The following is a 23,534-nucleotide window of genomic DNA, read 5'->3' on the forward strand; positions in this document are numbered from 1 at the left end:
ACGGTTATCAGAGACTTAAGCAAATCTAAACAATGCAAGTTTTTTGCGTGGGCAATTGTTTACTCGGTCCCGGATTTGGAGCGCAGGTAGTTGATGATACCGGAAAAGTCTTCGCCGCCATGCCCTTCGCTATCAAAAAGACTGTAAAGTTTCTGTGCGTGCGCTCCGAGCGGTGTTTCGGCGCCGGCGCTTTGGGCTGCTTCCTGCGAGAGTTTGAGATCTTTTAGCATCAAAGCAGCAGCAAAACCGGGTTTATAGTCCCGATTCGCTGGTGATGTCGGAACGGGGCCTGGAACTGGGCAGTAGGTCGTCAACGACCAGCATTGTCCCGACGACGTCGAAGCCACGTCGAAGAGCGCCTGATGTGACAGACCAAGCTTTTCAGCCAGAACGAAAGCCTCGCTGACCCCGATCATCGATATGCCGAGAATCATATTGTTGCATATCTTTGCAGCTTGCCCTGCGCCATCGCCGCCGCAATGGACGACTTTTCCAGCCATGGGCTGCAACACCGGTTCTCCGCGTTTGAACGCATCGTCACTGCCACCGGCCATGAAGGTCAGCGTGCCTGCGGAAGCACCGCCGGTGCCGCCCGAAACGGGGGCGTCAATGGAAAGATGCCCATGGCTTGCTGCCAGCTCATGCGCTTTGCGCGCTGAGTCCACGTCGATTGTCGAACAGTCGATGAAAAGTGAGTCTTTTCGAGCTTTTGGCGCAATGTCTTCATAGACGGAGAGCACGTGCTTTCCCGCTGGTAGCATGGTGATCACCACGTCGACATCCGCCACCGCATCCAATGCGCTCGCAGCGATCGAGAGACCATTTGCTTTCGCCTCTTCGAGGTGCTGTGGCAAAAGGTCAAAGCCGTGGACGGTGTGACCAGCTTTCACGAGATTTGCAGCCATCGGGCCGCCCATATTGCCAAGGCCGATAAATGCTATTGTGGCCATATTGAATTCCTCCCTTGGCGGTTGTTAACTTGGAGCATACTCCAAACTCAACGTCCGATCATCTGGCGTGCGATAATGACACGCATGATCTCGTTCGTGCCTTCAAGAATTTGATGCACTCGCAGATCGCGGACGATTTTTTCGATTCCGTATTCATGAAGATAGCCATAGCCGCCAAAGAGCTGCAGTGCTTCATTCGCCACGTCGAACCCCTTATCAGTGACGAAGCGTTTGGCCATGGCCGACCATTTACCAGCATCGTGGGTCTTGCGATCCAGCTTGCTTGCTGCGGCGTAAAGAAGAAGGCGCGAGGCCGAGAGTTCAGTTTCCATGTCGGCGAGGCGGAATTGCAATGCCTGAAAACGATCAATCGTCTGGCCAAAGGCCTTGCGTTGGCTGCAATATTCCAGTGCCTTGTCGAGCGCCGATTGCGCGCCGCCGAGCGAGCAGGCAGCAATATTGAGCCGACCGCCATCAAGCCCTGCCATTGCTATTCGAAAACCTGACCCTTCTTCACCGAGAAGGTTTTCAGCCGGGACGCGGCAATTGTCGAAATTGACGGTTCTCGTCGGTTGTGCGTTCCAGCCCATCTTGAATTCATTGGCACCAAAAGAAAGGCCGGGTGCATCTTTTGGCACAACGATGGTGGAAATTCCCTTGGGGCCGTCCTCGCCGGTACGCACCATCGTCACATAAACATCCGTGGCACCCGCACCGGAAATGAACTGTTTGGAACCGTTGAGGACATAGTGGTCACCATCGCGTGTGGCGCGCGTCCTGAGTGCCGCTGCATCCGAACCGGATCCGGGCTCAGTCAAGCAGTAGCTGGCAAGCGATTCCATAGATGCGAGTTTCGGCAGAAAGCGCTGACGTTGCGCCTCATTGCCGTATGTATCGATCATCCATGCGGCCATGTTGTGAATGGAAACGAAAGCCGAAAATGAAGGGCATGCAGTTGCCAGAGCTTCAAAAATGAGCACCGCATCCAGCCGGTTTAGCGCCGATCCGCCGACATCTTCACGCACATAAATGCCACCCATGCCGAGTGGTCCCGTCTCGCGCAGAATATCAATAGGAAAGTGCTTGTCACGATCCCATTGCAAAGCCTGCGGGGCGACACGATCACTGGCGAAGCCCCGCGCCACATCCTGAATGGCAAGCTGATCTTCGTTCAGCTCGAACTGGTTCTGGTCGGCAGCATCCATGGTTTCCTCCCCGTAGCACTGCACTTCGTAACCGGACTAGATCATACCCCTGTGAGACTGCCAACGCTCCATTGGAATAATGTTGCTCACATTTGTAATAAACTGATGCGCATTTTTGCATAGACGGTGGCTGGATGAGGCGCCGTTGCCAGCGAGTTCAGTTTAAGCTACGCAGCAGTCCATGACACGCGCAATCATGTTTCAGGGAACGGGTTCGGACGTCGGCAAAAGTGTTCTTGTTGCCGGATTGTGCCGTGCTGCACGTAATCGTGGTCTCAACGTTCGCCCTTTCAAACCGCAGAACATGTCCAACAATGCAGCAGTCAGCGACGATGGCGGTGAAATAGGTCGGGCCCAGTGGCTGCAGGCGTTTGCTTGCGGCGTGCCGTCTTCCGTCCATATGAACCCGGTGCTCCTGAAGCCGCAGACAGAAATGGGCAGCCAGATCGTCGTGCAGGGCCGAGTGCGAGGTGAAGCGCGTGGACGTTATTACCAGGAACTAAAACCGCAGCTCATGGCGGCAGTCATGGAATCCTTCGCCAAGGTTAGCGACGGCGCAGACCTTGTGCTGGTGGAAGGGGCGGGGTCACCTGCTGAAATCAATCTGCGTGCTGGCGATATCGCCAATATGGGATTTGCCACGCAGGCTGGCGTTCCGGTGGTTCTGGTCGGTGACATAGACAGAGGGGGGGTGATCGCTTCCCTGGTCGGCACCCATACTATTTTGTCCGAGCAAGACCGCGCCATGGTTCGTGGTTTTCTCATTAATAAGTTCCGGGGTGATATTTCTCTTTTCGATGACGGGCTCACTGCCATTACCCAATTTACCGGCTGGCGCTCGTTTGGCGTGGTTCCGTGGCTGAAAGCGGTATCGCGATTACCTGCTGAGGATTCGGTCGTTCTTGAACGAGCCGCGCGCGGAGACAAGAAGTCGCTCGTGGTTGCAGTGCCGATGCTGCCACGTATCGCCAATTTCGATGATCTGGATCCGTTGAAGGCCGAACCGGACGTCGAGGTGGTCATGGTACCGCCGGGTTCCAGCATTCCAGACGATGCAGGTCTTGTCGTGCTGCCCGGAACCAAATCAACGATCGCCGACTTGCTGGCATTTCGCGACAATGGCTGGGATCGAGAACTGGCTGCCCATGTCAGAGGAGGTGGCTATGTGCTGGGCATCTGCGGCGGGTTCCAGATGCTTGGTCGTCATATCAGCGACCCTGCCGGTATTGAGGGGCATATACGCGATATTCGAGGACTTGGACTTCTGGATGTCGAAACCCTGATGGAGCCTGAAAAAGTGGTCCGCAATGTGGAGGCAACCTCGCTTCTCCATAATACGCCGCTGGAAGGTTATGAGATTCATATCGGGCGTACGACCGGACCGGATGTGGAGAGGCCCTTTGCGCGTATTGCCGAGCATGACGACGGAGCGATATCGCCGGACGGGCGCATCATGGGAACCTATCTTCATGGTGTTTTCAACACAGACGAATTCCGCAGGAGATTTCTGGAGAACCTTGGCGTACGCGGCAGCTCAGTGAACTACCGCGCTGGTGTCGAGGCCGCACTGGATGAACTGGCCGGGGAGCTGGAAGCCTGTCTTGATATTGATGCGTTGTTTAGCTTGAGGTGAAAATCAGTTCCACGTTCGAGACGTGCCGGCTACGATTGACGTCGATGGGGCGAAAGCCTAGTGTTGAAACCACGCAACAGGTTTTGCCGGGACGAATCCCGGTAATACCAAAAGGGAATGCGACGGACGGACCCATACCGGGCGTCTTTATCGCAGCCGACCCCGCGACTGTAGAGCGGAGAGGGATGAGGCAAGCCGGGCAACCGGTGGCCACTGGGAGTTTGAAACTTCTGGGAAGGTAGCTTCAATCCTTACGACCCGTGAGCCAGGAGACCTGCCTGTTGCGTGAGGGCATTGAGCCTGAACCCCATGGGAGGTTTTTCCCTGCTGCCTGCACGGAGGTTGTCATGGCTGCACGTACTCAAAATTCTGTTTCCAGCACACTCGCAATGCCGCTCGCTGCCCGTCTGGGCACGGCTGTCGTTTCACTGCTTCTCGGCGCGTTCCTGATTTATGGCGTGGGGCTTGCCCATTCCGACGCGCTGCACGATTCGGCACATGACACGCGTCATTCCTATGGTTTTCCCTGCCACTGAGCAGTCGACCATCTTTCGGAATTGAATAAGCAAGGCGCGATGGTGGATGGCCATCGGCGCGAAATTGCTATTGAGGGACAGAAATGTTGATCCGTTATTTATTGGCGACGCTTGCCGCCGGTCTTCTGGCCGGACTGCTGGTTACTCCCGCCATGTATTTGAAGACAGTGCCTTTGATCCTGCAGGCGGAGACCTATGAAGATGCTGGTGGTGGTCACAGCCACGGCGAGGCGGAAGCTGCACCGCATGATCATGGTGCCGCTGCCGCAGATTCGGAAGAAGAAGGGGCTGAACTGCCATTTGGGCGGCTGGGTAATACGATTCTTGCCAATCTTGTCGCTGGAGCCGGTTTTGCCCTCCTTCTGGGCGGCATAGCCTTGCTTCTCGGTCGCCGCATTACAATGCAGAATGGTATTTATTGGGGTATTGCGGGCTTCTTTGCGGTCGCGTTTCTGCCTGCATTGGGATTATCGCCGGAACTGCCGGCAATGCCTGCCGCTGATCTGGCCGAACGTCAGCTATGGTGGATTGCTACCGTGGTGCTAAGCGGTTTGGGCCTCTATCTCATCGTGTTGCGCCAGGAAGTCTGGGCAAAGATCCTCGGGCTGGTGCTGATTGTGGCGCCGCATCTCTATGGTGCTCCGCATCCGGAAGATATTTCGTCGCCGATTCCATCACTTCTTGCTTCGCAATATGCAGTCGCATCGCTGGCGACGAACCTGTTCATGTGGGCGGTGATCGGTCTCGCACTTGGCTGGTTTATCCAGCATTACGCTTCGTCCGAGATTGAAGGCTGATGAAAATGGCTTCGCCGGGAAAATCGGTTCTGGTTCTTGGCGGAGCCCGTTCGGGCAAGTCGTCTTATGCCGAAAAGATGGTTGAGACGTCGGGGTTCAGGCCGCTGTATCTGGCAACAGGACGCGCCTTCGACAAGGAAATGGAAAGCCGCATTGCCATTCACCGCGACCGACGTGGTTCTGAATGGCAGACGGTGGAGGAGCCACTTGATCTGGTCGGCGCACTTGGATTGTACGCTGCCGAGGATCGGTTCGTTCTGGTCGATTGTCTGACCTTGTGGCTGACCAATCTAATGATGGCCGAACGAGATATAGCGACCGCGATCGCGAGTCTTGTCGCCATATTGCCGGATCTTGCCGGACCTGTGGTTTTGGTTTCGAACGAAGTTGGACTTGGGATCGTGCCGGAAAATCGCATGGCACGGGAATTTCGCGATCATGCAGGCTTTCTGCATCAGGCAGTGGCCGCGGTTGCGGACGAAGTTTATTTCATGGCGGCAGGGCTGCCGCTCAAAATGAAGGGATAAATCGATGCAGGGACAGAAAATTCCCGCGACAGTCATTACGGGTTTTCTTGGATCGGGCAAAACGACGATGATCCGCAACCTGCTGGAAAATGCCAATGGAAAACGCATTGCATTGATCATCAATGAGTTCGGTGATCTTGGTGTCGATGGCGGTATTCTGAAGGGATGCGGTATCGAGACCTGTCGCGAGGAAGATGTGATCGAGCTCAACAATGGCTGCATCTGCTGCACCGTTGCCGATGATTTCATCCCGACCATGACCAAGCTTCTGGATCGCGCAGATCGTCCCGATCATATCGTGATTGAGACTTCCGGTCTGGCATTGCCCCAGCCGTTGGTCGCGGCTTTCAACTGGCCGGAAATCAAGACGCAGATAACCGTCGACGGTGTGGTTACGGTGATCGACGCCGCCGCTGTTGCCGAGGGGCGTTTTGCCGATGATCATGACAAGGTTGATGCGCAGAGGGCAGCGGACGAATCTCTTGATCATGAAAGCCCCTTAGAGGAACTTTTTGAAGATCAGATTCATGCAGCCGACCTTATTGTTCTCAACAAGGCCGATCTGATCGATGCCTCGAAGCTGGATAGTGTCAAGGCCGACGTGGCCGAGCGTTCGCCGCGCCGGGTGAACATGGTTCCTGCAAGCTTTGGCAAGCTTGGAGCTGATGTTTTGCTTGGTCTCGGTGTCGGTACCGAAGACGACATTGCCAATCGCAAGTCTCACCATGAAATCCATCATGCCGATGGGCATGAGCATGATCATGACGAGTTCGAGAGCTTCGTGGTCGAGGCAGGCTCGGTTGCTGATCCCAAGCTATTTACGGAAAAGCTGAAAGCAGTCATTGCAGAGCACGATATCCTTCGTCTGAAGGGCTTTGTCGATGTACCGGGCAAGCCGATGCGTCTGGTCGTGCAGGCGGTCGGTCCGCGTATCGAGCATTATTTTGACCGCCCATGGAGCAAGGATGAAACGCGCTCCACGCGACTGGTCGTGATCGGGCTGCATGACATCGATGAAGCGGTCATTGCCAAGGCCGTGAAAGACGCCGTCTGACCGATGCATCTTTTACTCGCCCAGAAAGGAACAATTAGTGACGGCAACGAGGCCGTCGATCTCGGCCAGACGCCGGGAGAGATATTGTTCCTTTCTGCCGCTGATACCGAACTTGCCAGTCTGGCGCAGGCGCATAAGCTTGCGCCAGACCTGCCGAGTCTACGGCTGGCCAATTTCCTGAGCCTTATCCATCCCATGTCGGTTGATGCCTATGTGGAGCGCACCGCCAGATATGCCAAGCTTATCGTTGTGCGCATCATTGGGGGTGAAACATACTGGCCTTACGGGCTGGAAGCACTGCATGCATGTGCCGTCAATCACGGTATCAAGATTGCCGTGTTGCCGGGGGACGACAAGCCCGATCATGGGCTGGACCGGTTTTCGACGATCTCTGCCCATGAACGAAATGAACTCTGGCAGTATCTGATCGAGGGCGGTGCGGCGAATACGGGCGCATTCCTTCACTATTGCGCTGCGCTGATTGCAGGTTCCGAGAAGCCGGAAAGTGCAGCACCTCTGCTCAAGGCTGGTCTGTGGTGGCCGGGAGAGCATATCTCCTCGCTGGACAACATAGGCTCACACTGGAGCGATGCAAAAGCACCTGTGGCGGGCATCATTTTTTATCGGGCGCTGGTGCAAAGCGGACAGACGCAGCCTGTTGATGCGCTGATTGCTGCTCTGCAGGCAAAAGGTCTCAATCCGCTTCCGATATTCGTTTCGAGCCTCAAGGATCGATTGTCTGCGGCGGTCGTCGACGGTCTGTTCGAGGATTGTCCGCCGGATATCGTTTTGAATGCTACTGGATTTGCGATTTCTTCGCCGGGGGCGGAGCGTAAGCCGACCGTGCTGGACAAGCGCGGCAATATGGTGTTGCAGGTGATTTTCTCCGGCACGCCGAAAGCTATTTGGGAAACCTCACAGCAGGGCTTGCTGGCACGTGATCTGGCGATGAATGTGGCTTTGCCGGAAGTGGACGGGCGCGTGCTTTCGCGTGCGGTGTCCTTCAAGTCGGCAAAACAGTTCGATGTGGCAGTGGAAGCGAATATCGTGACCCACGAGCCGTACGAAAACCGGGTGGACTTTGTGGCGCAACTCGCTGCAAACTGGGTGCGGTTGAGGCGGAAATCGCCCGATGAAAGGCATGTTGCGCTTATTCTCGCCAATTATCCGAACCGCGACGGGCGGCTTGGAAACGGGGTAGGGCTCGATACGCCAGCCGGAACGGTCGAAGTACTGCACGCCATGGCGAAGGGCGGCTATCCCGTCGCTGACCTGCCCGTGGACGGTGATGCATTGATGCGTGCATTGACGGCAGGTCCGACCAACGCTGCGCGTGACGGGCGGGAAATTCGCGAAACCATATCGTTGAATCAATACAAGGCTTTCTTTGAAAGACTTCCCATTGCGATTCAGAAGGAAATCGAAGGTCGCTGGGGTGCGCCGGAAAATGACCCTTATTTTGCGCGGGAGCTGAATGCCTTTGCGCTGCCCCTGATGAGGTTGGGCGAAACACTGGTCGGCATTCAGCCTGCACGCGGTTACAACATCGACCCGAAAGAAACATATCACTCACCTGATCTGGTGCCGCCGCACGGCTATATCGCCTTCTACGCTTTTCTGCGTGAGGTCGCAGGCATCGATGCCATTGTGCATATGGGCAAGCATGGAAATCTGGAGTGGCTACCGGGGAAGGCCCTTGCGCTGTCGGAAAACTGCTATCCCGAAGCTGTGTTCGGTCCTACACCTCATATCTATCCCTTCATCGTGAATGATCCGGGCGAAGGCACGCAAGCCAAGCGTCGCGCCAGCGCTGTCATCATCGATCACTTGACGCCGCCGCTGACACGCGCCGAAAGTTATGGGCCGCTGAAAGACCTCGAAGCACTGGTGGACGAATATTACGAGGCCTCCGGTGTCGACCCGCGCCGCCTGCTGAGGCTGAAAGGGCAGATACTCGATCTCGTGCGCGACATCGGGCTTGATCGCGATGCGGGCATTCACGACCATGATGATGAAGACATGGCGCTGCAAAAGCTCGACGCCTATCTCTGCGATCTCAAGGAAATGCAGATACGCGACGGGTTGCATATTTTCGGGCTCGCGCCTGAAGGAAGGTTGCTGACCGATCTTCTAGTTGCTTTGGCGCGTGTGCCGCGTGGTATCCCGGTTTCGCTTGGTGGTGCGCCGGGAGATCAAAGTCTCCAGCGTGCAATCGCTGCGGATTGCGGGCTTGGCAAAACATTCGACCCGCTCGACTGTAACATGGCCGAGGCGTGGACGGGGGATAAACCGGAGCTCTTGCGCGTTGCGAGCCCTGCAACATGGCGTATCACAGGCGATACGGTGGAGCGTATCGAATTGCTAGCGGCCCGCTTTGTTGCAGGGGAGATAGAGTGTCCCGCAGACTGGTCACAGACGCGGGCGGTTCTCCAGTCCATAGAGGAGCATCTGCGCCCGATGGTGGTTTCCTGCGGGCCTTCGGAGATAGATGGGTTTCTTGCCGCACTTGGCGGGCGGTTTGTGCCGCCGGGACCATCCGGCGCACCGACGCGTGGCCGTCCCGATGTACTCCCAACCGGTCGCAATTTCTTCTCTACCGATAGTCGCGCCGTTCCCACTCCGGCAGCATGGGAACTTGGATGCAAATCGGCGGAACTCCTGATTACCCGTTATACGCAGGATCATGGTGATTGGCCGACATCGTTCGGCCTGACCGCGTGGGGCACATCGAATATGCGTACCGGCGGCGACGACATTGCTCAGGCCCTGGCGCTGATCGGTGTCAAGCCGGTCTGGGATATGGCGTCACGCCGGGTAACCGGATACGAAATTGTTCCGATTGCAAAGCTTGGCCGTCCACGGGTCGATGTGACATTGCGCATTTCCGGCTTTTTCCGCGACGCGTTTCCGGAACAGATTGCGCTGTTCGACAAGGCTGTGCGAGCAGTCGGTGCTCTTGATGAGGATGCCGAAGACAACCCAATCGCAGCACGCATGCGGATTGAGCAGGCGCGTCTCGTTGCAGATGGGGCAGACGAAAAGACAGCGGAGCGCCGCGCAGGCTATCGAGTCTTCGGGTCTAAACCCGGCGCTTACGGAGCGGGCTTGCAGGCCTTGATCGATGAGAACGGCTGGGCCGGACGCAACGATCTGGCGGAAGCCTGGCTTGTCTGGGGCGGTTACGCCTATGGTGCAGGTGAGGAAGGGCAGGCCGAGCGCGGCCTTCTCGAGGAACGGCTTCGTTCGGTTCAAGCTGTTGTGCAAAACCAGGACAATCGCGAACACGACCTTCTCGACAGCGATGATTACTACCAGTTTGAAGGTGGGATGGCTGCGACCGTTGAAAGCTTGAGCGGCGCAATGCCTGCGGTTTATCACAACGACCATTCCCGCCCGGAAAAGCCGGTGATCCGGGCACTGGAAGAAGAGCTTTCACGCGTCGTACGTGGTCGCGCGGCCAACCCGAAATGGATCGCAGGCGTCATGCGCCATGGCTATAAAGGTGCGGCGGAGATTGCGGCAACGGTCGACTATCTGTTCGCCTTTGCGGCGACCACCGGCAAGGTCGGAAATCATCACTTCGAGGCGGTCTATCAGGCCTATATTGCCGACAAGTCGGTGCATGATTTCATGGCAGAGAAAAACCCGGCAGCACTTGCCGAGACGGCAGCCAAACTCAACGATGCCATCGCGCGGGGTTTCTGGACGCCTCGCTCCAACTCTGCGCGGTTCGAGCTGGAAACATTGAGTTCAAATCTTCAAAAATTGAATCCGGAAAGGGCGGTAAATGGCTGAGAAATCGGAAAAACTTCTTTCGATGACGGAAGAGGAACTGAATGCACGCCATGCGGACAAGATGCGCAAGAAGAAAGCCGCCCGCGACAAGATTCAGGCGACCAAGACCGAGGAAAAGGGGCTGGTAATCGTCCATACCGGTAAGGGCAAGGGCAAGTCGACGGCCGGTTTCGGGATGGTTTTCCGTGCGCTGGGCCATGGAATGAAGATCGGCGTCGTGCAGTTCGTCAAAGGGTCATGGGATACGGGGGAGCGCTGGGTTCTCGAAAAATTTCCCGAGCAGGTGACGATTTCAGCGCTGGGCGAAGGCTTTACCTGGGAAACACAGGATCGCACGCGAGATATCGCCATGGCGCGTGGAGCATGGGAACAAGCCAAAGCCATGATTATGGATGAAAGCTACGACATGGTGCTCTGTGACGAGCTGAATATCGTGCTTCGCTACGATTATTTGCCGGTCGAGGAAGTGATCGAAGTTCTCAAAGCCAAGCCGGAGATGAAGCATGTCATCATCACTGGCCGCAATGCCAAGGACGAGTTGATGGAAGCGGCAGACCTTGTGACCGAGATGGAGATGATAAAGCATCCGTTCCGCTCAGGTGTGAAGGCGCAGAAAGGCATAGAGTTCTAATGGTTGATAGCTGGCAATTCTGGGCGCTTATGTCCGCGGTTTTTGCCGCGCTGACGGCGATCTTCGCCAAGATAGGCATTCAGGGCATCAATTCGGATTTTGCCACGCTCGTGCGCACGCTGGTTATCATCGGTGCTTTATGCCTGTTCCTGACCGTTACCGGCCAATGGCAGAAACCCGGCGAGATTTCCGGAAGATCGTGGCTGTTTCTGGTGCTTTCAGGTCTGGCCACTGGCGCGTCTTGGCTTGCCTATTTTCGTGCCCTGCAGATCGGTGACGCATCGCGCGTCGCACCGATCGACAAATTGTCGGTTGTGCTGGTGGCTCTGTTCGGTGCGGTATTCCTTGGCGAGCGCATGTCGACCATCAACTGGTTCGGTATTGTGTTGATCGGCTGTGGCGTGGTGCTGGTCGCGCTTCGGGTTTAGAAACCGATCCATTGGCGCAGTGGATTGGTTCCGTCCATCAGAAGACGAACTGCCAGCGCCAGGCTGACTACGATTAGAAGTGGCTTGATGATGCGCGAACCGACCTTCATGGCGAGGCTTGCGCCGATCTGCGCGCCGATGAACTGGGCTACGCCCATGCAGATGCCGATCTTCCAGTTGATGACCCCGACGGCGGCAAAGGTTGCGAAGCCGCCGACATTGGATGCGCAGTTGAGAAGCTTTGTATGCGCGGTGGCCTTTAGCACGCCGAAACCGGCCAGTGCCACAAAAGCGAGCATGAAGAACGATCCGGTTCCGGGGCCGAAGAGACCGTCGTAAAAACCGATCAGCGGAACAAGCGTTACGCCGAAAAGAAACGGGCCGATGCGTCGCGTGCGGTCGACATCGCCGAGGCTCGGCTTGACGGCAAAATAGATCGCAATAGCGATGAGCAGGATCGGCAGGGCTGCGCGCATGATGTCGACCGGCAGAACCGTTGCCAGCAAAGCGCCGAACACTGAGCCGACGAGCGATGCAAGTGCTTCGGGCCAGTGTTGCTTGATGTTCACGTGCCCTTTGCGGGCATAGGCGATGGTTGCCGATGACGAACCGAACAGACCCTGTAGCTTGTTCGTGCCCAGCGCTTCAACGGGTGGAATACCCGCCAGCAACAAGGCGGGGATTGTAATCATTCCGCCGCCGCCGGCGATGGAATCGATGATCCCGGCAATGAATGCCGCAGCCGTCAGGAGCAGGGTAAGCGTGTCGAAGAATTCAAGCATCGGGGGAGCCTAAAGGAGAGGTTTGGGCAACATAGAGCAGCCGTTCCGCGAACGCCAGTCGAACAATAATAATCTCTGAAGAAAGCCGGTGCGTTGAGCGAGATTGTTTTCCAATGCATCCGGCGTTATTCATTATACGCTGACTGACAGTTTTGAGGGGTTCCATGAGCGAGAGCATTTTTGAGCGGATTACCGCTTTTCTCAGCAAGAAGAGCGCCGTGCAGCGTGTAGCCGACGATCCGGCGCTCGCTTCTGAACTGCTTTTGCTGTTGCATGTGGTGTTTGCCGATGGCGACCAGCATCCGGCTGAAATAGCCGCATTCAAGGAAATTGCAGAAAAGAATTTCGGCATTCCGCCGGAAGAGCTTCCAGAGGTAGCGGAATATCTCAAGGACTTTGCCTACGAGACGACGACCAAGCAGGCAGCCAACATGCTGGCGGAGATGGCGCCGGAGCGCCGTTTGGCATTGCTGAGTGACCTCGTAAAGATTGCTTGTTCCGATAACCGGCTTGATCGTTCCGAGGCAACGATGATCCAGCGCATTGCCGATACGCTCGGAGTGAAGCCGGAAGAGCTGCACAAAGCGCGCCAGTCGTCGCCCTGTGGGTTCTAAGAACTACAACACAGTCCTTGGCATGGGTGGCTCGTCGGATGTGACATTCGACGAGCTTTTGGCCTTAGCCGAGCAGGTGCTGTCACGAAGTCCCGGTTCTCGGCCTGATGCCATAGCGACCTTGAGCACCAAGCGCGGCGATCCGATATGGACTGAGCTTGCGGCGCATTATGAATGTGCGCTTTGTTTCTTCGATGCTGAGCGGTTGGAACAGGAAACACCACGTCTCAAAAACCCATCGGAAGCTGTTTTTCGCTCTGTCGGATGTCATGGCGTAGCCGAAGCGGCTGCGCTAGCGGCAGCCGGAGCGAACGGTTTTCTCGCAGTCGGGAAAACCGTATCAGGCCGGGCAACCGCCGCCTTGGCTGTCGCCCGGTGTTGACTTCGGACTATGCGGTAATGGTCTTACGTCGCTGAACAATGTAGGCCACGAGCGTGGCGACCGAGAGCAGAGCTGCGGTTGCTACAATTACGGCAACATAGGCATTTTCAAAAGCTGACGATGCCAATGCTGTCAGGAATTGTGCGTCGGCTGGCGGTAGCGATTGAGCCGCCAGAAGTGCTTCATCCAGACTGTCGCGTACAATTGCCGGAATGCCTGTGCCTTCGGGAATCACAAGGCTTGCCGTGTAAAATACGGACAGAATGCTTCCGAAAACCGTTACACCGAGCGCATTGCCGAGTTCAAAGGAAACTTCTTCAACGGAAGCCGCCATGCCTGCCTTTTCGACCGGTGCGTTCGTCATGATTGCCGATGATGCACCCGTCATGGTCGCACCGACCCCGAAGCCGAGAATTGCAAGCCCGACCAGATAAAACGACGCTGAAGTCTTGTAGGTCAGAATATAGACAATAACGCCAAGCGCCGTGATCCCCAGTGACGACCACAGGAGTCTGCCAGCGCCGAGGCGCGGCAGCATGATACCGGCGAGTGGACCGGCAACGAAGGCAGCCAGAGGGATCGGCAAGATCGACAATCCGGCATGCAAGGGTGTCATTCCTTCAATCAGTTGCATGCGTTGGCTGAAGACGAGTTCCATGCCCGTCATAGATCCGGAGGCTACAAGGGCCGCGAAAACGCCCATCGAAAACAGCCTGTTGTTAAACAGGGAGAAGTCGATCAGCGGTTCGTCGCTTGCGAGTTGCCTACGCACGAAGAAAAACGAGGCGACCAGCCCGACTGCCAGCGCAGCTCCGAACACGATCATCGACGCATCGCGTTTTGCGAGCTCTTTCACGGCATAGGTGAGTGCAATTAGTCCAACCATGATCTGGACAGAACCGATCAAATCCCATTTGCGCTTCGATCCGAGCGGACGGTTTTCAAGTGTGAAGACGGAGAATGCCAGCGCGACCAGCACAACGGGCACATTGATAAGGAAGACCGATCCCCACCAGAAATATTCAAGCAGAACGCCGCCTGCCACAGGGCCGATAGCTGCACCACCTGATGCAATGGCCGCCCAAATGCCGATCGCAAGCGAACGCTCTTTATCATCGGTGAATGTCAGCCGAATGATGGAGAGTGTCGCTGGCATCATCATAGCGGCACCGCAAGCCAGAAATGCGCGGGCGGCGATAAGAAACTCCGGGTTTGGTGAATAAGCTGCGCAGAAGGAGGCAAGCCCGAAGATCGCCAATCCCGACATGAACATGCGTTTGTGGCCGACCTTGTCGCCGAGCGTGCCGAGGCCCGGCAGAAGGCCCGCAACGACGAGCGGATAAATATTCATGATCCAGAGCTTTTCCGAAGCGCTGGCCGCCAGATCGTGGGTGAGGCGGGGCAGCGCCGTGTAGAGCACCGTCATGTCCACGACGATCAGGAACAATGCACTGGAAACAATAGTCAGAACCAGCCAGCGATTTTTCGGCAACATCGGTAAGTACCTTTTCAATACGCTTGTATTCAAACTTGCAGGGAGGGCTCACTTAATATAAATCCGTCTGTATGGAAAGTAATAATTTGCACAAAATGGGCAGGCCGCGCTCAATCGACCGCGACCATGTGCTCGATATGGCGGAAAAGCTCGTCGCTGAAGGCGGTCTGGCGGCCCTGACCATGGACGCCGTCGCACAGTCCTCCGGTGTGACCAAAGGGGGCGTTCAGTATTGCTTCGGCAATAAGGATGGGCTTCTGAAAGCAATGATCGCGCGGTGGGGTGACCGTTTCGATGCGCAGGTGACCAAGAAAAAGCAGGGCCGCATGGACGCGCTTTCTCATATTGCCGCTCATATTCGTGTGACCCGCGAAAGCGATGCCGAGGACGATTCGCGCTTTGCCGCCATGATGACCAGTCTCATTCCGAATACCGAATATCTGGACGAAACCCGCCTCTGGTATCGCAAGCAATGGGATGGGCTTGATGTCTCCACACCGGAGGGACGCAGGACTCGCCTCGCTTTCATAGCCAATGAAGGTGCCTTCCTGTTGCGCAGCTTCAATTTCTTCGAACTGACGGACGAAGAATGGCAATCGATCTTCAACGATATCGAAGAGTTGCTGCCGGAAACGGATTGACTTTCGACACCATGGACAGTCATGTCCGAGGTTCAGGAAGGGAAAATCGTGACAGTTCATTTCATTGGCGCTGGCCCCGGCGCGGCGGACCTTATCACCGTGCGCGGTCTGCGCCTGATCGAGCAATGTCCTGTCTGCATCTATGCGGGATCGCTGGTGCCGAAGGAGGTTGTTGCGGGTGCGCCGAAAGATGCGCGTTTGATCGACAGCTCATCGCTAACCCTTGATGAGATCGTTGCCGAGATCCAAGCTGCCCACGCCCAAGGCCTCGACGTTGCGCGGGTGCATTCAGGTGATCCGTCGATTTACGGCGCGATGGCCGAACAGATGCGTCGGCTGGACAGCCTCGGTATCCCTTATGACGTGACGCCGGGAGTGCCAGCCTTTGCCGCTGCCGCCGCCGCCATGAAGCAGGAACTCACTATTCCGGAGATCAACCAGACCATCATCCTGACCCGCACCTCGATGAAGTCGTCCGCTATGCCTGAAGGCGAAGACCTTGCTACGCTCGGGCGGTCGGGGGCGACGCTGGTGATTCATCTTTCCATCCGAAACCTCGCCAAAATCGAGGCCGAGCTGAAACCGCTTTACGGTGCTGGCTGCCCGGTGGTTGTCGCCTATCGGATTGGATGGCCGGATGAGCAGATTTTGCGCGGCACGTTGTCGGATATAGCGGAGAAGGTTGCTGCGTCCGGGCTGAAACGCACGGCAATGATTTTTGTCGGGCGCGGACTGGACCCCAAGAGCTTTCGTGATTCAGCGCTTTATCATGAGGCGCACAGCCATGTGGCGCGTTCAAAAGCCTAGTGCTGTGCGGGCGAATACGATTGCATCTTCCGGCAAGGCGACAACGTTTCTGGCCGCAACCGGTGGGCGGGCAATCATCATGACGGGAAGTCCAAGCGCGCGGGCTGCCTCGATTTTTGCATAGGAAATGGTGCCGCCTGAATTGCGGCTGACGATCCGCCCGATCCGGCGGTTTTCCAGAAAATGCCTTTCCGCAGTGTAGTCGCCGGGTCTTGCCAGAACGATCTCGCAATCCTGTGGCAGTGTCACATCCGGCGGATCGATCATGCGAATGATGAAATGAACATCGGCACGCTCCGCAAAGGGGGCGATATGCTGGCGACCGAGCGCCAGAAACACACGCTCACCGGACGGGATAGCATTCGCTGCTTCGGCTTCATCGGAAATATCAACCCAATGATCTTGCGGCTTTTTCTCCCAAGCGGGGCGCTCCAACCTCACCAATGGTATGCCGCGCTTGCCTGCCGCCTGAATCGCATTTTGCGAGATGCGTGCAGCATAGGGATGGGTCGCATCGATGATGAGATCGATCCCTTCGCTGTCGAGATAGGCGGCAAGGCCGTCAATGCCTCCGAAGCCACCGCTTCGAACTGTTCCGGTCAGTTTCGCCGGATTACTGGTGCGTCCGGCAAGCGATGTGATGGCATTGACGGGCAGTTTCGCAAAGGCCGTTGCAAGCGCCGCAGCCTCGGCCGTTCCGCCGAGAATGAGTATCTTGGGGTCAGACGCGCGCAAGGATATTTCCACTGCGATCAGTCACGATAATCTCGACTTCCACAGGCGCGCCGCGAAGGGTTTCGAGTGCTGTTTCCTTCGCCCTGAGCGCAATTGGTGTGGCCATGTCGATGCCAATTGATTGAGTCAGTTCAAGTACTTCCAGCGCAGTGTTCGCAAAGAGAATCTGATCCTTCATGGTCTCCGGCGCACCGGCTTTCTCGGCGATGATCCAGAGGAAGTTCTTGTCCACTTGCGACCGTGAAGAATGGAGATCGAGAGCGCCTTGCGCAAGCTTTGTCAGCTTGGCGAAACCGCCTGCGATTGTCAGTTTGTCGATGGGGTGCTCACGCAGATATTTGAGCACACCGCCTGCGAAATCGCCCATATCGAGAACTGCAAAATCCGGCAGATCATAGAGCGCTTGCGCGGCATCCTCGGACGTCGAGCCGGTTGCGCCGAGTACGTGTTTCTGCCCGGCAGCGCGTGCAACGTCGATGCCGCGATGGATCGAATGAATCCAGGCCGAACAGGAAAACGGGTGGACCACACCGGTGGTGCCGAGAATGGAAATACCGCCAACGATTCCGAGGCGTGGGTTCCATGTCTTCTTGGCAATCTCTTCGCCGCCGGGCACCGATATCGTAATGACAAGATCGGCGGGCAGACCATATTCAGCGCAAATCTGTTCGCATATTTCCGTCATCATGCGGCGCGGAACCGGATTGATAGCTGCTTCGCCCGGAGGGATTTGCAGGCCGGGGCGCGTGACTGTGCCGACGCCTTCACCGGCGCGAAAGATAACGCCGGTTCCGGGGGGAGCCGGGAATACCGTTGAGATGATCGTAGCGCCATGGGTTACATCGGGATCGTCGCCCGCATCCTTGACGATGCCTGCCATCGCATAGCCTTCGCCGAGCCCTTCATAGGCAAGCAGGAAATAGGGTACTTCCCCTTTGGGCAGAATTATGCCGACAGGATCGGGAAATTCCCCGGTGATGAGCGCCGTCAATGCAGCCTTTGTGGCAGCGGTCGCGCAGGCGCCAGTCGTCCAGCCGCGGCGAAGCTCGGCTTTTCCCTGACTTTTATTCGTTGGAGCGGTTTCGTCATTCATGGACGCCTTATAATGTATCTGATAGCTGTGCCGCTAGTGGATCAATGTGGTTGACGAGAATGAACAAGGCTGAAGAACCGGCTGCATGTGTCATTGCGAAGAGCAAAGTGACCCTGCCTGTGATGGAACCCGGCCACGTCTGGCTCGTGGGAGCTGGACCGGGTGACCCCGGTCTCTTGACCCTCCACGCTGTCAACGCTTTGCAGCAGGCGGATGTCATCGTTTACGATGCGCTGGTGGATGATGCCTGTCTGTCTCTCAAGAATGCAGCCGCTGTTCTGGAATATGCAGGCAAACGCGGCGGCAAGCCTTCGCCGAAACAGCGCGATATTTCCCTGCGGCTTGTGGAACTTGCCAAACAGGGCAAGAAGGTGCTGCGCCTGAAAGGCGGCGATCCGTTTGTTTTCGGACGGGGCGCAGAAGAGGCGCTGACCTTGGTGGAACATGGTGTTCCGTTCCGCATCGTGCCGGGCGTCACCGCCGGAATCGGTGGGCTTGCCTATGCAGGCATTGCCGCGACCCATCGCGATATCAATCAATCAGTGACGTTTCTGACCGGTCACGACGCAACCGGTGCTATGCCGGATGGCGTCGATTGGGCGGGCATTGCCAGATCATCGCCTGTCATCGTCATGTATATGGCGATGAAACATATAGACCTTATTGCCAAGCGGCTAATTGAGGCTGGACGTTCGCAGGATGAGCCTGTGGCCTTCGTGTGCAATGCAAGCCTCCCCAACCAGACCGTACTTGAAACAACATTGGCGCGGGCTGCAAAAGATGTTGAAGCGGCGGGGCTGAACCCGCCTGCAATCGTGGTTGTGGGCCAAGTGGTTCGTCTGCGGGCCGGGCTGGACTGGATGGGCGCGTTAAGCGGTAAAGCCTTGTCCAGCGACCCGCTTTCCAGGCGAAACCAAAATGAGGGAGCGCAAAGCGCATGAAGGGGTTCATGATAGCAGCGCCAGCTTCCGGGTCTGGTAAGACAACGGTAACACTGGGTTTGCTGCGCGCCTTGAAACGGCGGGGAGAAGCGCTTGCGCCGGTGAAGGTCGGTCCCGACTATATCGACCCCGCCTATCACAAGGCTGCGAGCGGCGCGGACTGCTTTAATCTGGACCCGTGGGCGATGCGCCCTGAACTTATCAGTGCGCTTTCCTCCCGCATGACTGAAAGCGGTGCCAAACTATTGGTTGCCGAGGGCATGATGGGGCTCTTCGACGGAGCGATAGACGGCAAGGGTTCTTCTGCCGATCTGGCGCAGCTTCTCGATCTGCCGATAGTACTGGTGGTGGATTGCGCGAAGCAATCGCATTCCATCGCGGCGCTGGTGTGGGGTTTCAGTCAGTTTCGCAAGGATGTGCTGATCGCGGGAATTATCCTCAATCGCGTCGGCAGTTCTCGCCATGAGGCGATGTTGCGTGGCGCGCTGGAGCCGCTCGGCATTCCGGTTCTCGGTGCCTTGCCTCGTGATGTCGCTCTTTCGCTGCCAGAAAGACACCTGGGGCTGGTGCAGGCTGGAGAGCATTCCGATCTTGAAAGCTTTCTTGAGCATGCTGCCGATGTGATGGAAACGCATATCGACATGGGTGCACTTCAAGGCATCTGGTCGCGACCGAAGCGGTACGATGCGATGGCCAATGTTCCGCGTCTGAAGCCGTTTGGCAATCATGTTGCTGTTGCCCGTGACGATGCATTCGCCTTTGCCTATGCGCACTTGTTTGAGGGGTGGCGCAGGCGAGGGGTGGAGATTTCGTTCTTCTCACCGCTTGCAGACGAGTCTCCAAGACAGGACGCTGATGCAGTCTATCTGCCAGGCGGTTATCCTGAGCTTCATGCCGGACGTTTGTCGCAGGCTGTGCATTTTCAAAGCGGTATCCGTGAGGCTGCCATGCGCGGCGTGACGATTTATGGCGAATGCGGCGGCTACATGGTTCTCGGTGAGAGCTTGCACGATGCGGCGGGTGTTGCACACCCGATGTTGGGTCTTCTGCCGCTTGAGACGAGTTTTGCGAAAAGAAAGCTGCATCTTGGCTACCGTATGCTGGAACCACTTGAAGGTTCGCCCTGGATGCTGTCCTTGAAGGCGCATGAGTTTCACTATGCAAGCATCGTGCGCGAAGGAAAGGCTGATCGTCTTTTCCGGGTGCTTGATGCTGTCGGCGACGATCTGGGCGAGGCGGGCCTGAGAGTTGGCACCGTTTCGGGCTCGTTCATGCATGTCATCGATTTTTGCGGAGAGAAAGCTTGAGCGCAGAAATCGAGCATGGCGGTGCGCTCGACAAAGCCATCGCGCGTTTTGGCGGCAGGCTGCAAGATTGGCTCGACCTTTCGACGGGCATCAATCCCGAGCATTTTCCACTTCCCGAACTGACACCGGCAATCTGGAACCGTCTGCCGGACGAGGGGCTGTTGCAAGAAACGCTGCGGCTGGCCCGCAGCTATTACCGGCTGAACGAGAAAACACTAATTGTTGCAGCGCCGGGCACGCAGGCTTTGATCCAGCTCGTTCCGACATTGGCTACCCGGTCGACGGTTGCCGTCCTCGGGCCGACTTATCAGGAACATGCGGCCTCATTCGCTGCTTCCGGCTGGACGGTCGTGCAATGCGCGACGATTGACGAAATTCCAGACGAGGCGACTGCCGCAGTCATCGTTAATCCGAACAATCCCGACGGTCGCGTGGTTTCGAGAGAAGCTCTCCTGCATCTTTCGCAAAAGCTCGGTGCGCGCGGCGGCTTTCTGGTCGTGGACGAGGCTTTCGCCGATGCACATGAAGCCGTCAGCGTCGCCGCAAATGCGGAAGATGCACCGATGATCGTGCTGAAATCCTTCGGCAAGTTTTTCGGGCTGGCTGGCGTGCGTTTGGGCTTTGCAATTGCGGGTGGCCGTTTCGTTGAGGCATTGGAGCGGCGGCTTGGCCCATGGGCGGTTTCCGGCCCGGCGCTCGCAATCGCCAGCCATGCATTCAACGATGCCGAAGCTCTTGCCGGTTATCGTGCGCGTATCGATCTGCGGCGGCTCAAATTGTCGGCTGTTCTGGAAAAAAGCGGTCTGAAAGAAATTGGCGGAACGGCATTGTTTTCGCTCGTCGAACATGCGGATGCACTCGGGATTTATACCAGATTGTGCGAGAGACATATTCTGGTCCGGAAATTCAATTACGCGTCGCGCTGGTTGCGCATTGGTTTGCCTTTGGACGATGTGGCGCTTGCGCGGTTTGAAAAGGCGTTGAAATTTTGATTCAGTTTTTCTGGTCAAGCTCATGGAAATAAAGCTCATTATCCTTTCGCTGGCGCTTCTTCTGGATCGCTTTGTCGGCGATCCGCCACGGCTGTGGCAGAGGGTGCCGCATCCTGTCGTTTGGTTCGGGAAAGCGATTTCGTGGGGTGAAAAGCGCTGGAACAATCGTAATTTCTCTGCGGCGAATCTTCGTAGAAACGGCATGTGGCTGACGATCGGACTCGTGTCGGCCTGCGTGGTTACGGGGCTTATCATTGAAAGCTTGTTGCCCTATGTCGGAACTGCTGGTGCAATTGCCGAAATCCTGATCGTGACGGTACTGCTTGCACAGAAAAGCCTGGCCGATCATGTACAGGCGGTCGCGCTGGCATTGCGTGAGGAGGGGATCGAGGGCGGTCGCCGGGCTGTGTCGATGATCGTCGGGCGCAATCCCGAACATCTTGATGAAGGCGGCGTCAGCCGTGCAGCGATAGAAAGTCTTGCCGAGAACGCTTCGGACGGCATTGTTGCGCCCGCTTTCTGGTTTCTGGTCGGTGGATTACCGGGTTTGTTCGCCTACAAGCTAATTAATACGGCTGACTCGATGATCGGTCATCTGAATGACCGCTATCGCCATTTCGGTCGTTTTGTCGCAAAGCTGGACGATGTCGCCAATTATATCCCAGCCAGACTGACCGGGCTGCTTGCTTCTCTTGCCACTGCGATCACGAAAGACAGGCTTTCGGGACGAGAAGCTTTCTCCGTCATGTGGCGTGATGCGCGCCTGCATCGCTCGCCCAATGCTGGCTGGCCGGAATCGGCCTTTGCGGGTGGGTTGGGGCTGGCGTTGGCCGGTCCACGTCAATATGGAGCGGACAAAGTCGAGGGGCCTATGCTGAATGCATCCGGCAAACGCGACGCCAACGCCGACGATATCGATGCGGCGCTTCACCTTTTCTGGTCGACAATGAGCCTGATGACCGGACTCGTGATCGCCGTAAGCCTGATTGGACTACTTGTCGGCTAGCACAAACCGTTTGCCGTCGAAACGTTGCAGGCGGTTCGGGTTGTCTGTTCGGATGCCGTCAGCGTCGAACTTGATCGTCCCGAGGACGGTTTCAAAGGAATTATTGCGGATTGTGTCGATAATCGGCTGTTTCTGCTCGTCTGCACGCTTGATCACGTCCGCAGCGATTTCGATGCTGGCATAACCGGTGACTGCATAGGCATCTGCAAGTTTCCCGGCCTGACGTAATGCATCAATTGCGGGCTTCGCCGTCGACAGGTCCTGTGGCCGGAGCGGTGCGATCATCAACGTGCCCTGACTTAAAGGTTGGGCGCCAGAAGTGGCCTCCAGAAGGCTGCCACCTGCGATCGTCAGCGGATAGTTGAGCGCGGTAGCGCTTGTGCCTATAGCGGCAATATCGTCTCGCTCACCGCCGACGTAAACATGGGTAGCGCCTGCGCGTCGCAGCCGGGCGACTAGCGCATTTTGATTATCAAGCCCTGGCCGATAGGTATCGATAAATACCGGCTGTAGCTGTTGTTCCTTGAGACGGGCCAAAACGCGCGCCGCGCGCTCGCGCCCTTCAATCGTGCCGTCATCAATAATTGCGAAAGCCTGCGCGCGCCAAAGGCTGCCGAGAAAACTTCCCGTCGCCTGCGTTTCCTTGTCTAGCCCGGTTGCAAGACGAAATACCGCCATTGGCGTAGATGCGCGCCGTTCGGTCAGTGTGAGTTCGCTGACACCTGACGCCACAATGGGGATGTTTCCCGCCGTCAGAATAGGGAGCGCTGCCTCCAGTGCTTCCGGGCATAGAAAGCCGGTTGCGACCCGGACGCTTTCCTGCACGAACCGTTCTGCTGCTTCTTTGCCGCCTTCGGCATCGCAGCGATCATCGGAAATGACAAGTTCCGCGCCTTTTGCTGCTGCTGCAACGCGGGCGCCTTCAGCCAACTGATTGCCCAATGGAGCGAAGGTTCCGGACAGAGGTGCCGCAAGTCCAATGCGCATATCCTCCGCCTGTGCCAGTACTGAACTGGCCAGCAGTGTAAGGATGATGCTTGTCAGCACTGCAGCCGGACGTTTCCCTAACTCGATCACGTGATCCGTCTTCATTAAACAATTCGTGGCATTTTCAACGAAAAGTGGGTAGCTGTTTCCTCGCCTTTGTGCAATGCCCGTTATGGGGGCCCGTTACATGGGCCGT

The 23,534-nt window shown here is 56.7% G+C and carries 23 protein-coding genes and 1 riboswitch; of the genes, 16 read left to right on the plus strand and 7 right to left on the minus strand.

Translation table 11 applies throughout. The features are described from left to right. Nucleotides 1-59: 59 nt before the first annotated feature. A complete protein-coding gene (mmsB, locus tag FIB18_RS18905) occupies nt 60-950 on the minus strand; it encodes a 3-hydroxyisobutyrate dehydrogenase (protein ID WP_140022173.1) in 891 nt (296 codons plus the stop codon). Nucleotides 951-997: 47 nt separating this feature from the next. Next, nucleotides 998-2,155, minus strand: a complete 1,158-nt coding sequence (locus FIB18_RS18910; RefSeq protein WP_140022174.1) for an isobutyryl-CoA dehydrogenase — start codon at nt 2,153-2,155, stop codon at nt 998-1,000. A gap of 181 nt (nt 2,156-2,336) precedes the next feature. Between FIB18_RS18910 and FIB18_RS18915 the strand changes: the two genes are divergently transcribed. The 8 genes from FIB18_RS18915 to FIB18_RS18950 all read left to right on the plus strand — a co-directional run bounded on the left by FIB18_RS18915 (nt 2,337) and on the right by FIB18_RS18950 (nt 11,556). Beyond that, on the plus strand, nt 2,337-3,788 hold the full coding sequence (locus FIB18_RS18915; protein WP_140022175.1) for a cobyric acid synthase: 1,452 nt from the start codon (nt 2,337-2,339) through the stop codon (nt 3,786-3,788). A gap of 61 nt (nt 3,789-3,849) precedes the next feature. Next, a riboswitch (cobalamin riboswitch) is annotated at nt 3,850-4,084 on the plus strand. 51 nt (nt 4,085-4,135) lie between these two features. Further along, on the plus strand, nt 4,136-4,324 hold the full coding sequence (locus FIB18_RS18920) for a CbtB domain-containing protein (RefSeq protein WP_140022176.1): 189 nt from the start codon (nt 4,136-4,138) through the stop codon (nt 4,322-4,324). An 83-nt stretch (nt 4,325-4,407) separates the two neighbouring features. After that, a complete protein-coding gene (locus FIB18_RS18925) occupies nt 4,408-5,121 on the plus strand; it encodes a CbtA family protein (RefSeq protein ID WP_140022177.1) in 714 nt (237 codons plus the stop codon). A gap of 5 nt (nt 5,122-5,126) precedes the next feature. Beyond that, complete coding sequence (gene cobU, locus FIB18_RS18930; protein ID WP_140022178.1) at nt 5,127-5,648, plus strand: bifunctional adenosylcobinamide kinase/adenosylcobinamide-phosphate guanylyltransferase; 522 nt, start codon at nt 5,127-5,129, stop codon at nt 5,646-5,648. A 4-nt stretch (nt 5,649-5,652) separates the two neighbouring features. Then, entirely contained in the window at nt 5,653-6,702 is a 1,050-nt protein-coding gene (gene cobW / locus FIB18_RS18935) for a cobalamin biosynthesis protein CobW (RefSeq protein WP_140022179.1), read from the plus strand. A 3-nt stretch (nt 6,703-6,705) separates the two neighbouring features. After that, the gene (cobN, locus tag FIB18_RS18940) at nt 6,706-10,497 is read left to right on the plus strand and encodes a cobaltochelatase subunit CobN (RefSeq protein ID WP_140022180.1); all 3,792 of its coding nucleotides are present in this window, start codon (nt 6,706-6,708) and stop codon (nt 10,495-10,497) included. Next, entirely contained in the window at nt 10,490-11,128 is a 639-nt protein-coding gene (gene cobO, locus FIB18_RS18945; protein ID WP_140022181.1) for a cob(I)yrinic acid a,c-diamide adenosyltransferase, read from the plus strand. The genes cobN and cobO overlap by 8 nt, the downstream gene beginning before the upstream one ends. Then, on the plus strand, nt 11,128-11,556 hold the full coding sequence (locus tag FIB18_RS18950; RefSeq protein WP_140022182.1) for an EamA family transporter: 429 nt from the start codon (nt 11,128-11,130) through the stop codon (nt 11,554-11,556). Before cobO ends, FIB18_RS18950 begins: the two co-directional genes overlap by 1 nt. On the opposite strand, the gene FIB18_RS18955 is transcribed toward FIB18_RS18950, so the two are convergent. After that, a complete protein-coding gene (locus FIB18_RS18955; protein WP_140022183.1) occupies nt 11,553-12,338 on the minus strand; it encodes a TSUP family transporter in 786 nt (261 codons plus the stop codon). The genes FIB18_RS18950 and FIB18_RS18955 overlap by 4 nt on opposite strands. 164 nt (nt 12,339-12,502) lie before the next feature. Here FIB18_RS18955 and FIB18_RS18960 point away from each other — a divergent pair, with 164 nt between their 5' ends. Continuing rightward, nucleotides 12,503-12,952, plus strand: coding sequence for a tellurite resistance TerB family protein (locus tag FIB18_RS18960; RefSeq protein WP_061346103.1), 450 nt, complete (start codon nt 12,503-12,505; stop codon nt 12,950-12,952). Nucleotides 12,953-12,974: 22 nt separating this feature from the next. Then, complete coding sequence (locus FIB18_RS18965) at nt 12,975-13,334, plus strand: cobalamin biosynthesis protein (RefSeq protein WP_140022236.1); 360 nt, start codon at nt 12,975-12,977, stop codon at nt 13,332-13,334. A gap of 7 nt (nt 13,335-13,341) precedes the next feature. Here the strand turns inward: FIB18_RS18965 and FIB18_RS18970 are convergent, their stop codons facing one another. Next, nucleotides 13,342-14,829: an MFS transporter gene (locus tag FIB18_RS18970; protein ID WP_140022184.1), complete on the minus strand. Its 1,488-nt coding sequence runs from the start codon at nt 14,827-14,829 to the stop codon at nt 13,342-13,344. Between the two features lie 95 nt (nt 14,830-14,924). Here FIB18_RS18970 and FIB18_RS18975 point away from each other — a divergent pair, with 95 nt between their 5' ends. Together FIB18_RS18975 and cobM are read left to right on the plus strand one after the other, a co-directional pair. Next, nucleotides 14,925-15,470 carry a TetR/AcrR family transcriptional regulator gene (locus tag FIB18_RS18975; protein WP_168436598.1) on the plus strand — a complete coding sequence of 182 codons (546 nt, stop codon included), beginning with the start codon at nt 14,925-14,927 and terminating at the stop codon, nt 15,468-15,470. A 48-nt stretch (nt 15,471-15,518) separates the two neighbouring features. Continuing rightward, the gene (gene cobM, locus FIB18_RS18980) at nt 15,519-16,277 is read left to right on the plus strand and encodes a precorrin-4 C(11)-methyltransferase (RefSeq protein WP_140022186.1); all 759 of its coding nucleotides are present in this window, start codon (nt 15,519-15,521) and stop codon (nt 16,275-16,277) included. On the opposite strand, the gene FIB18_RS18985 is transcribed toward cobM, so the two are convergent. After that, on the minus strand, nt 16,266-17,012 hold the full coding sequence (locus FIB18_RS18985) for a cobalt-precorrin-6A reductase (protein ID WP_140022187.1): 747 nt from the start codon (nt 17,010-17,012) through the stop codon (nt 16,266-16,268). The genes cobM and FIB18_RS18985 overlap by 12 nt on opposite strands. Further along, nucleotides 16,999-18,105: a cobalt-precorrin-5B (C(1))-methyltransferase gene (locus FIB18_RS18990; RefSeq protein ID WP_140022188.1), complete on the minus strand. Its 1,107-nt coding sequence runs from the start codon at nt 18,103-18,105 to the stop codon at nt 16,999-17,001. Before FIB18_RS18990 ends, FIB18_RS18985 begins: the two co-directional genes overlap by 14 nt. 59 nt (nt 18,106-18,164) lie before the next feature. On the opposite strand from FIB18_RS18990, the gene cobA reads away from it, so the two are divergent. From cobA to cbiB, 4 genes are read left to right on the plus strand one after another with little or no spacing between them, the layout of a single operon-like run. Continuing rightward, entirely contained in the window at nt 18,165-19,046 is an 882-nt protein-coding gene (gene cobA / locus FIB18_RS18995) for a uroporphyrinogen-III C-methyltransferase (protein WP_140022189.1), read from the plus strand. Next, on the plus strand, nt 19,043-20,353 hold the full coding sequence (locus FIB18_RS19000) for a cobyrinate a,c-diamide synthase (RefSeq protein ID WP_140022190.1): 1,311 nt from the start codon (nt 19,043-19,045) through the stop codon (nt 20,351-20,353). The genes cobA and FIB18_RS19000 overlap by 4 nt, the downstream gene beginning before the upstream one ends. After that, on the plus strand, nt 20,350-21,345 hold the full coding sequence (cobD, locus tag FIB18_RS19005; RefSeq protein WP_140022191.1) for a threonine-phosphate decarboxylase CobD: 996 nt from the start codon (nt 20,350-20,352) through the stop codon (nt 21,343-21,345). The genes FIB18_RS19000 and cobD overlap by 4 nt, the downstream gene beginning before the upstream one ends. 22 nt (nt 21,346-21,367) lie before the next feature. Then, complete coding sequence (cbiB, locus tag FIB18_RS19010) at nt 21,368-22,351, plus strand: adenosylcobinamide-phosphate synthase CbiB (protein WP_140022192.1); 984 nt, start codon at nt 21,368-21,370, stop codon at nt 22,349-22,351. Here cbiB and FIB18_RS19015 read toward each other — a convergent pair. Then, the gene (locus FIB18_RS19015; protein ID WP_140022237.1) at nt 22,337-23,428 is read right to left on the minus strand and encodes a branched-chain amino acid ABC transporter substrate-binding protein; all 1,092 of its coding nucleotides are present in this window, start codon (nt 23,426-23,428) and stop codon (nt 22,337-22,339) included. The genes cbiB and FIB18_RS19015 overlap by 15 nt on opposite strands. Nucleotides 23,429-23,534: the final 106 nt, after the last annotated feature.

Source organism: Brucella pecoris (assembly GCF_006376675.1).
Lineage (GTDB): Bacteria > Pseudomonadota > Alphaproteobacteria > Rhizobiales > Rhizobiaceae > Brucella > Brucella pecoris.

Coding starts and splice junctions, on each gene's coding strand:
- mmsB (WP_140022173.1), bottom strand. CDS start 950: ATGGCCACAATAGCATTTATCGGCCTTGGCAATATGGGCGGCCCGATG.
- FIB18_RS18910 (WP_140022174.1), bottom strand. CDS start 2,155: ATGGATGCTGCCGACCAGAACCAGTTCGAGCTGAACGAAGATCAGCTT.
- FIB18_RS18915 (WP_140022175.1), top strand. CDS start 2,337: ATGACACGCGCAATCATGTTTCAGGGAACGGGTTCGGACGTCGGCAAA.
- FIB18_RS18920 (WP_140022176.1), top strand. CDS start 4,136: ATGGCTGCACGTACTCAAAATTCTGTTTCCAGCACACTCGCAATGCCG.
- FIB18_RS18925 (WP_140022177.1), top strand. CDS start 4,408: ATGTTGATCCGTTATTTATTGGCGACGCTTGCCGCCGGTCTTCTGGCC.
- cobU (WP_140022178.1), top strand. CDS start 5,127: ATGGCTTCGCCGGGAAAATCGGTTCTGGTTCTTGGCGGAGCCCGTTCG.
- cobW (WP_140022179.1), top strand. CDS start 5,653: ATGCAGGGACAGAAAATTCCCGCGACAGTCATTACGGGTTTTCTTGGA.
- cobN (WP_140022180.1), top strand. CDS start 6,706: ATGCATCTTTTACTCGCCCAGAAAGGAACAATTAGTGACGGCAACGAG.
- cobO (WP_140022181.1), top strand. CDS start 10,490: ATGGCTGAGAAATCGGAAAAACTTCTTTCGATGACGGAAGAGGAACTG.
- FIB18_RS18950 (WP_140022182.1), top strand. CDS start 11,128: ATGGTTGATAGCTGGCAATTCTGGGCGCTTATGTCCGCGGTTTTTGCC.
- FIB18_RS18955 (WP_140022183.1), bottom strand. CDS start 12,338: ATGCTTGAATTCTTCGACACGCTTACCCTGCTCCTGACGGCTGCGGCA.
- FIB18_RS18960 (WP_061346103.1), top strand. CDS start 12,503: ATGAGCGAGAGCATTTTTGAGCGGATTACCGCTTTTCTCAGCAAGAAG.
- FIB18_RS18965 (WP_140022236.1), top strand. CDS start 12,975: ATGGGTGGCTCGTCGGATGTGACATTCGACGAGCTTTTGGCCTTAGCC.
- FIB18_RS18970 (WP_140022184.1), bottom strand. CDS start 14,829: ATGTTGCCGAAAAATCGCTGGCTGGTTCTGACTATTGTTTCCAGTGCA.
- FIB18_RS18975 (WP_168436598.1), top strand. CDS start 14,925: ATGGGCAGGCCGCGCTCAATCGACCGCGACCATGTGCTCGATATGGCG.
- FIB18_RS18990 (WP_140022188.1), bottom strand. CDS start 18,105: ATGAATGACGAAACCGCTCCAACGAATAAAAGTCAGGGAAAAGCCGAG.
- cobA (WP_140022189.1), top strand. CDS start 18,165: ATGAACAAGGCTGAAGAACCGGCTGCATGTGTCATTGCGAAGAGCAAA.
- FIB18_RS19000 (WP_140022190.1), top strand. CDS start 19,043: ATGAAGGGGTTCATGATAGCAGCGCCAGCTTCCGGGTCTGGTAAGACA.
- cbiB (WP_140022192.1), top strand. CDS start 21,368: ATGGAAATAAAGCTCATTATCCTTTCGCTGGCGCTTCTTCTGGATCGC.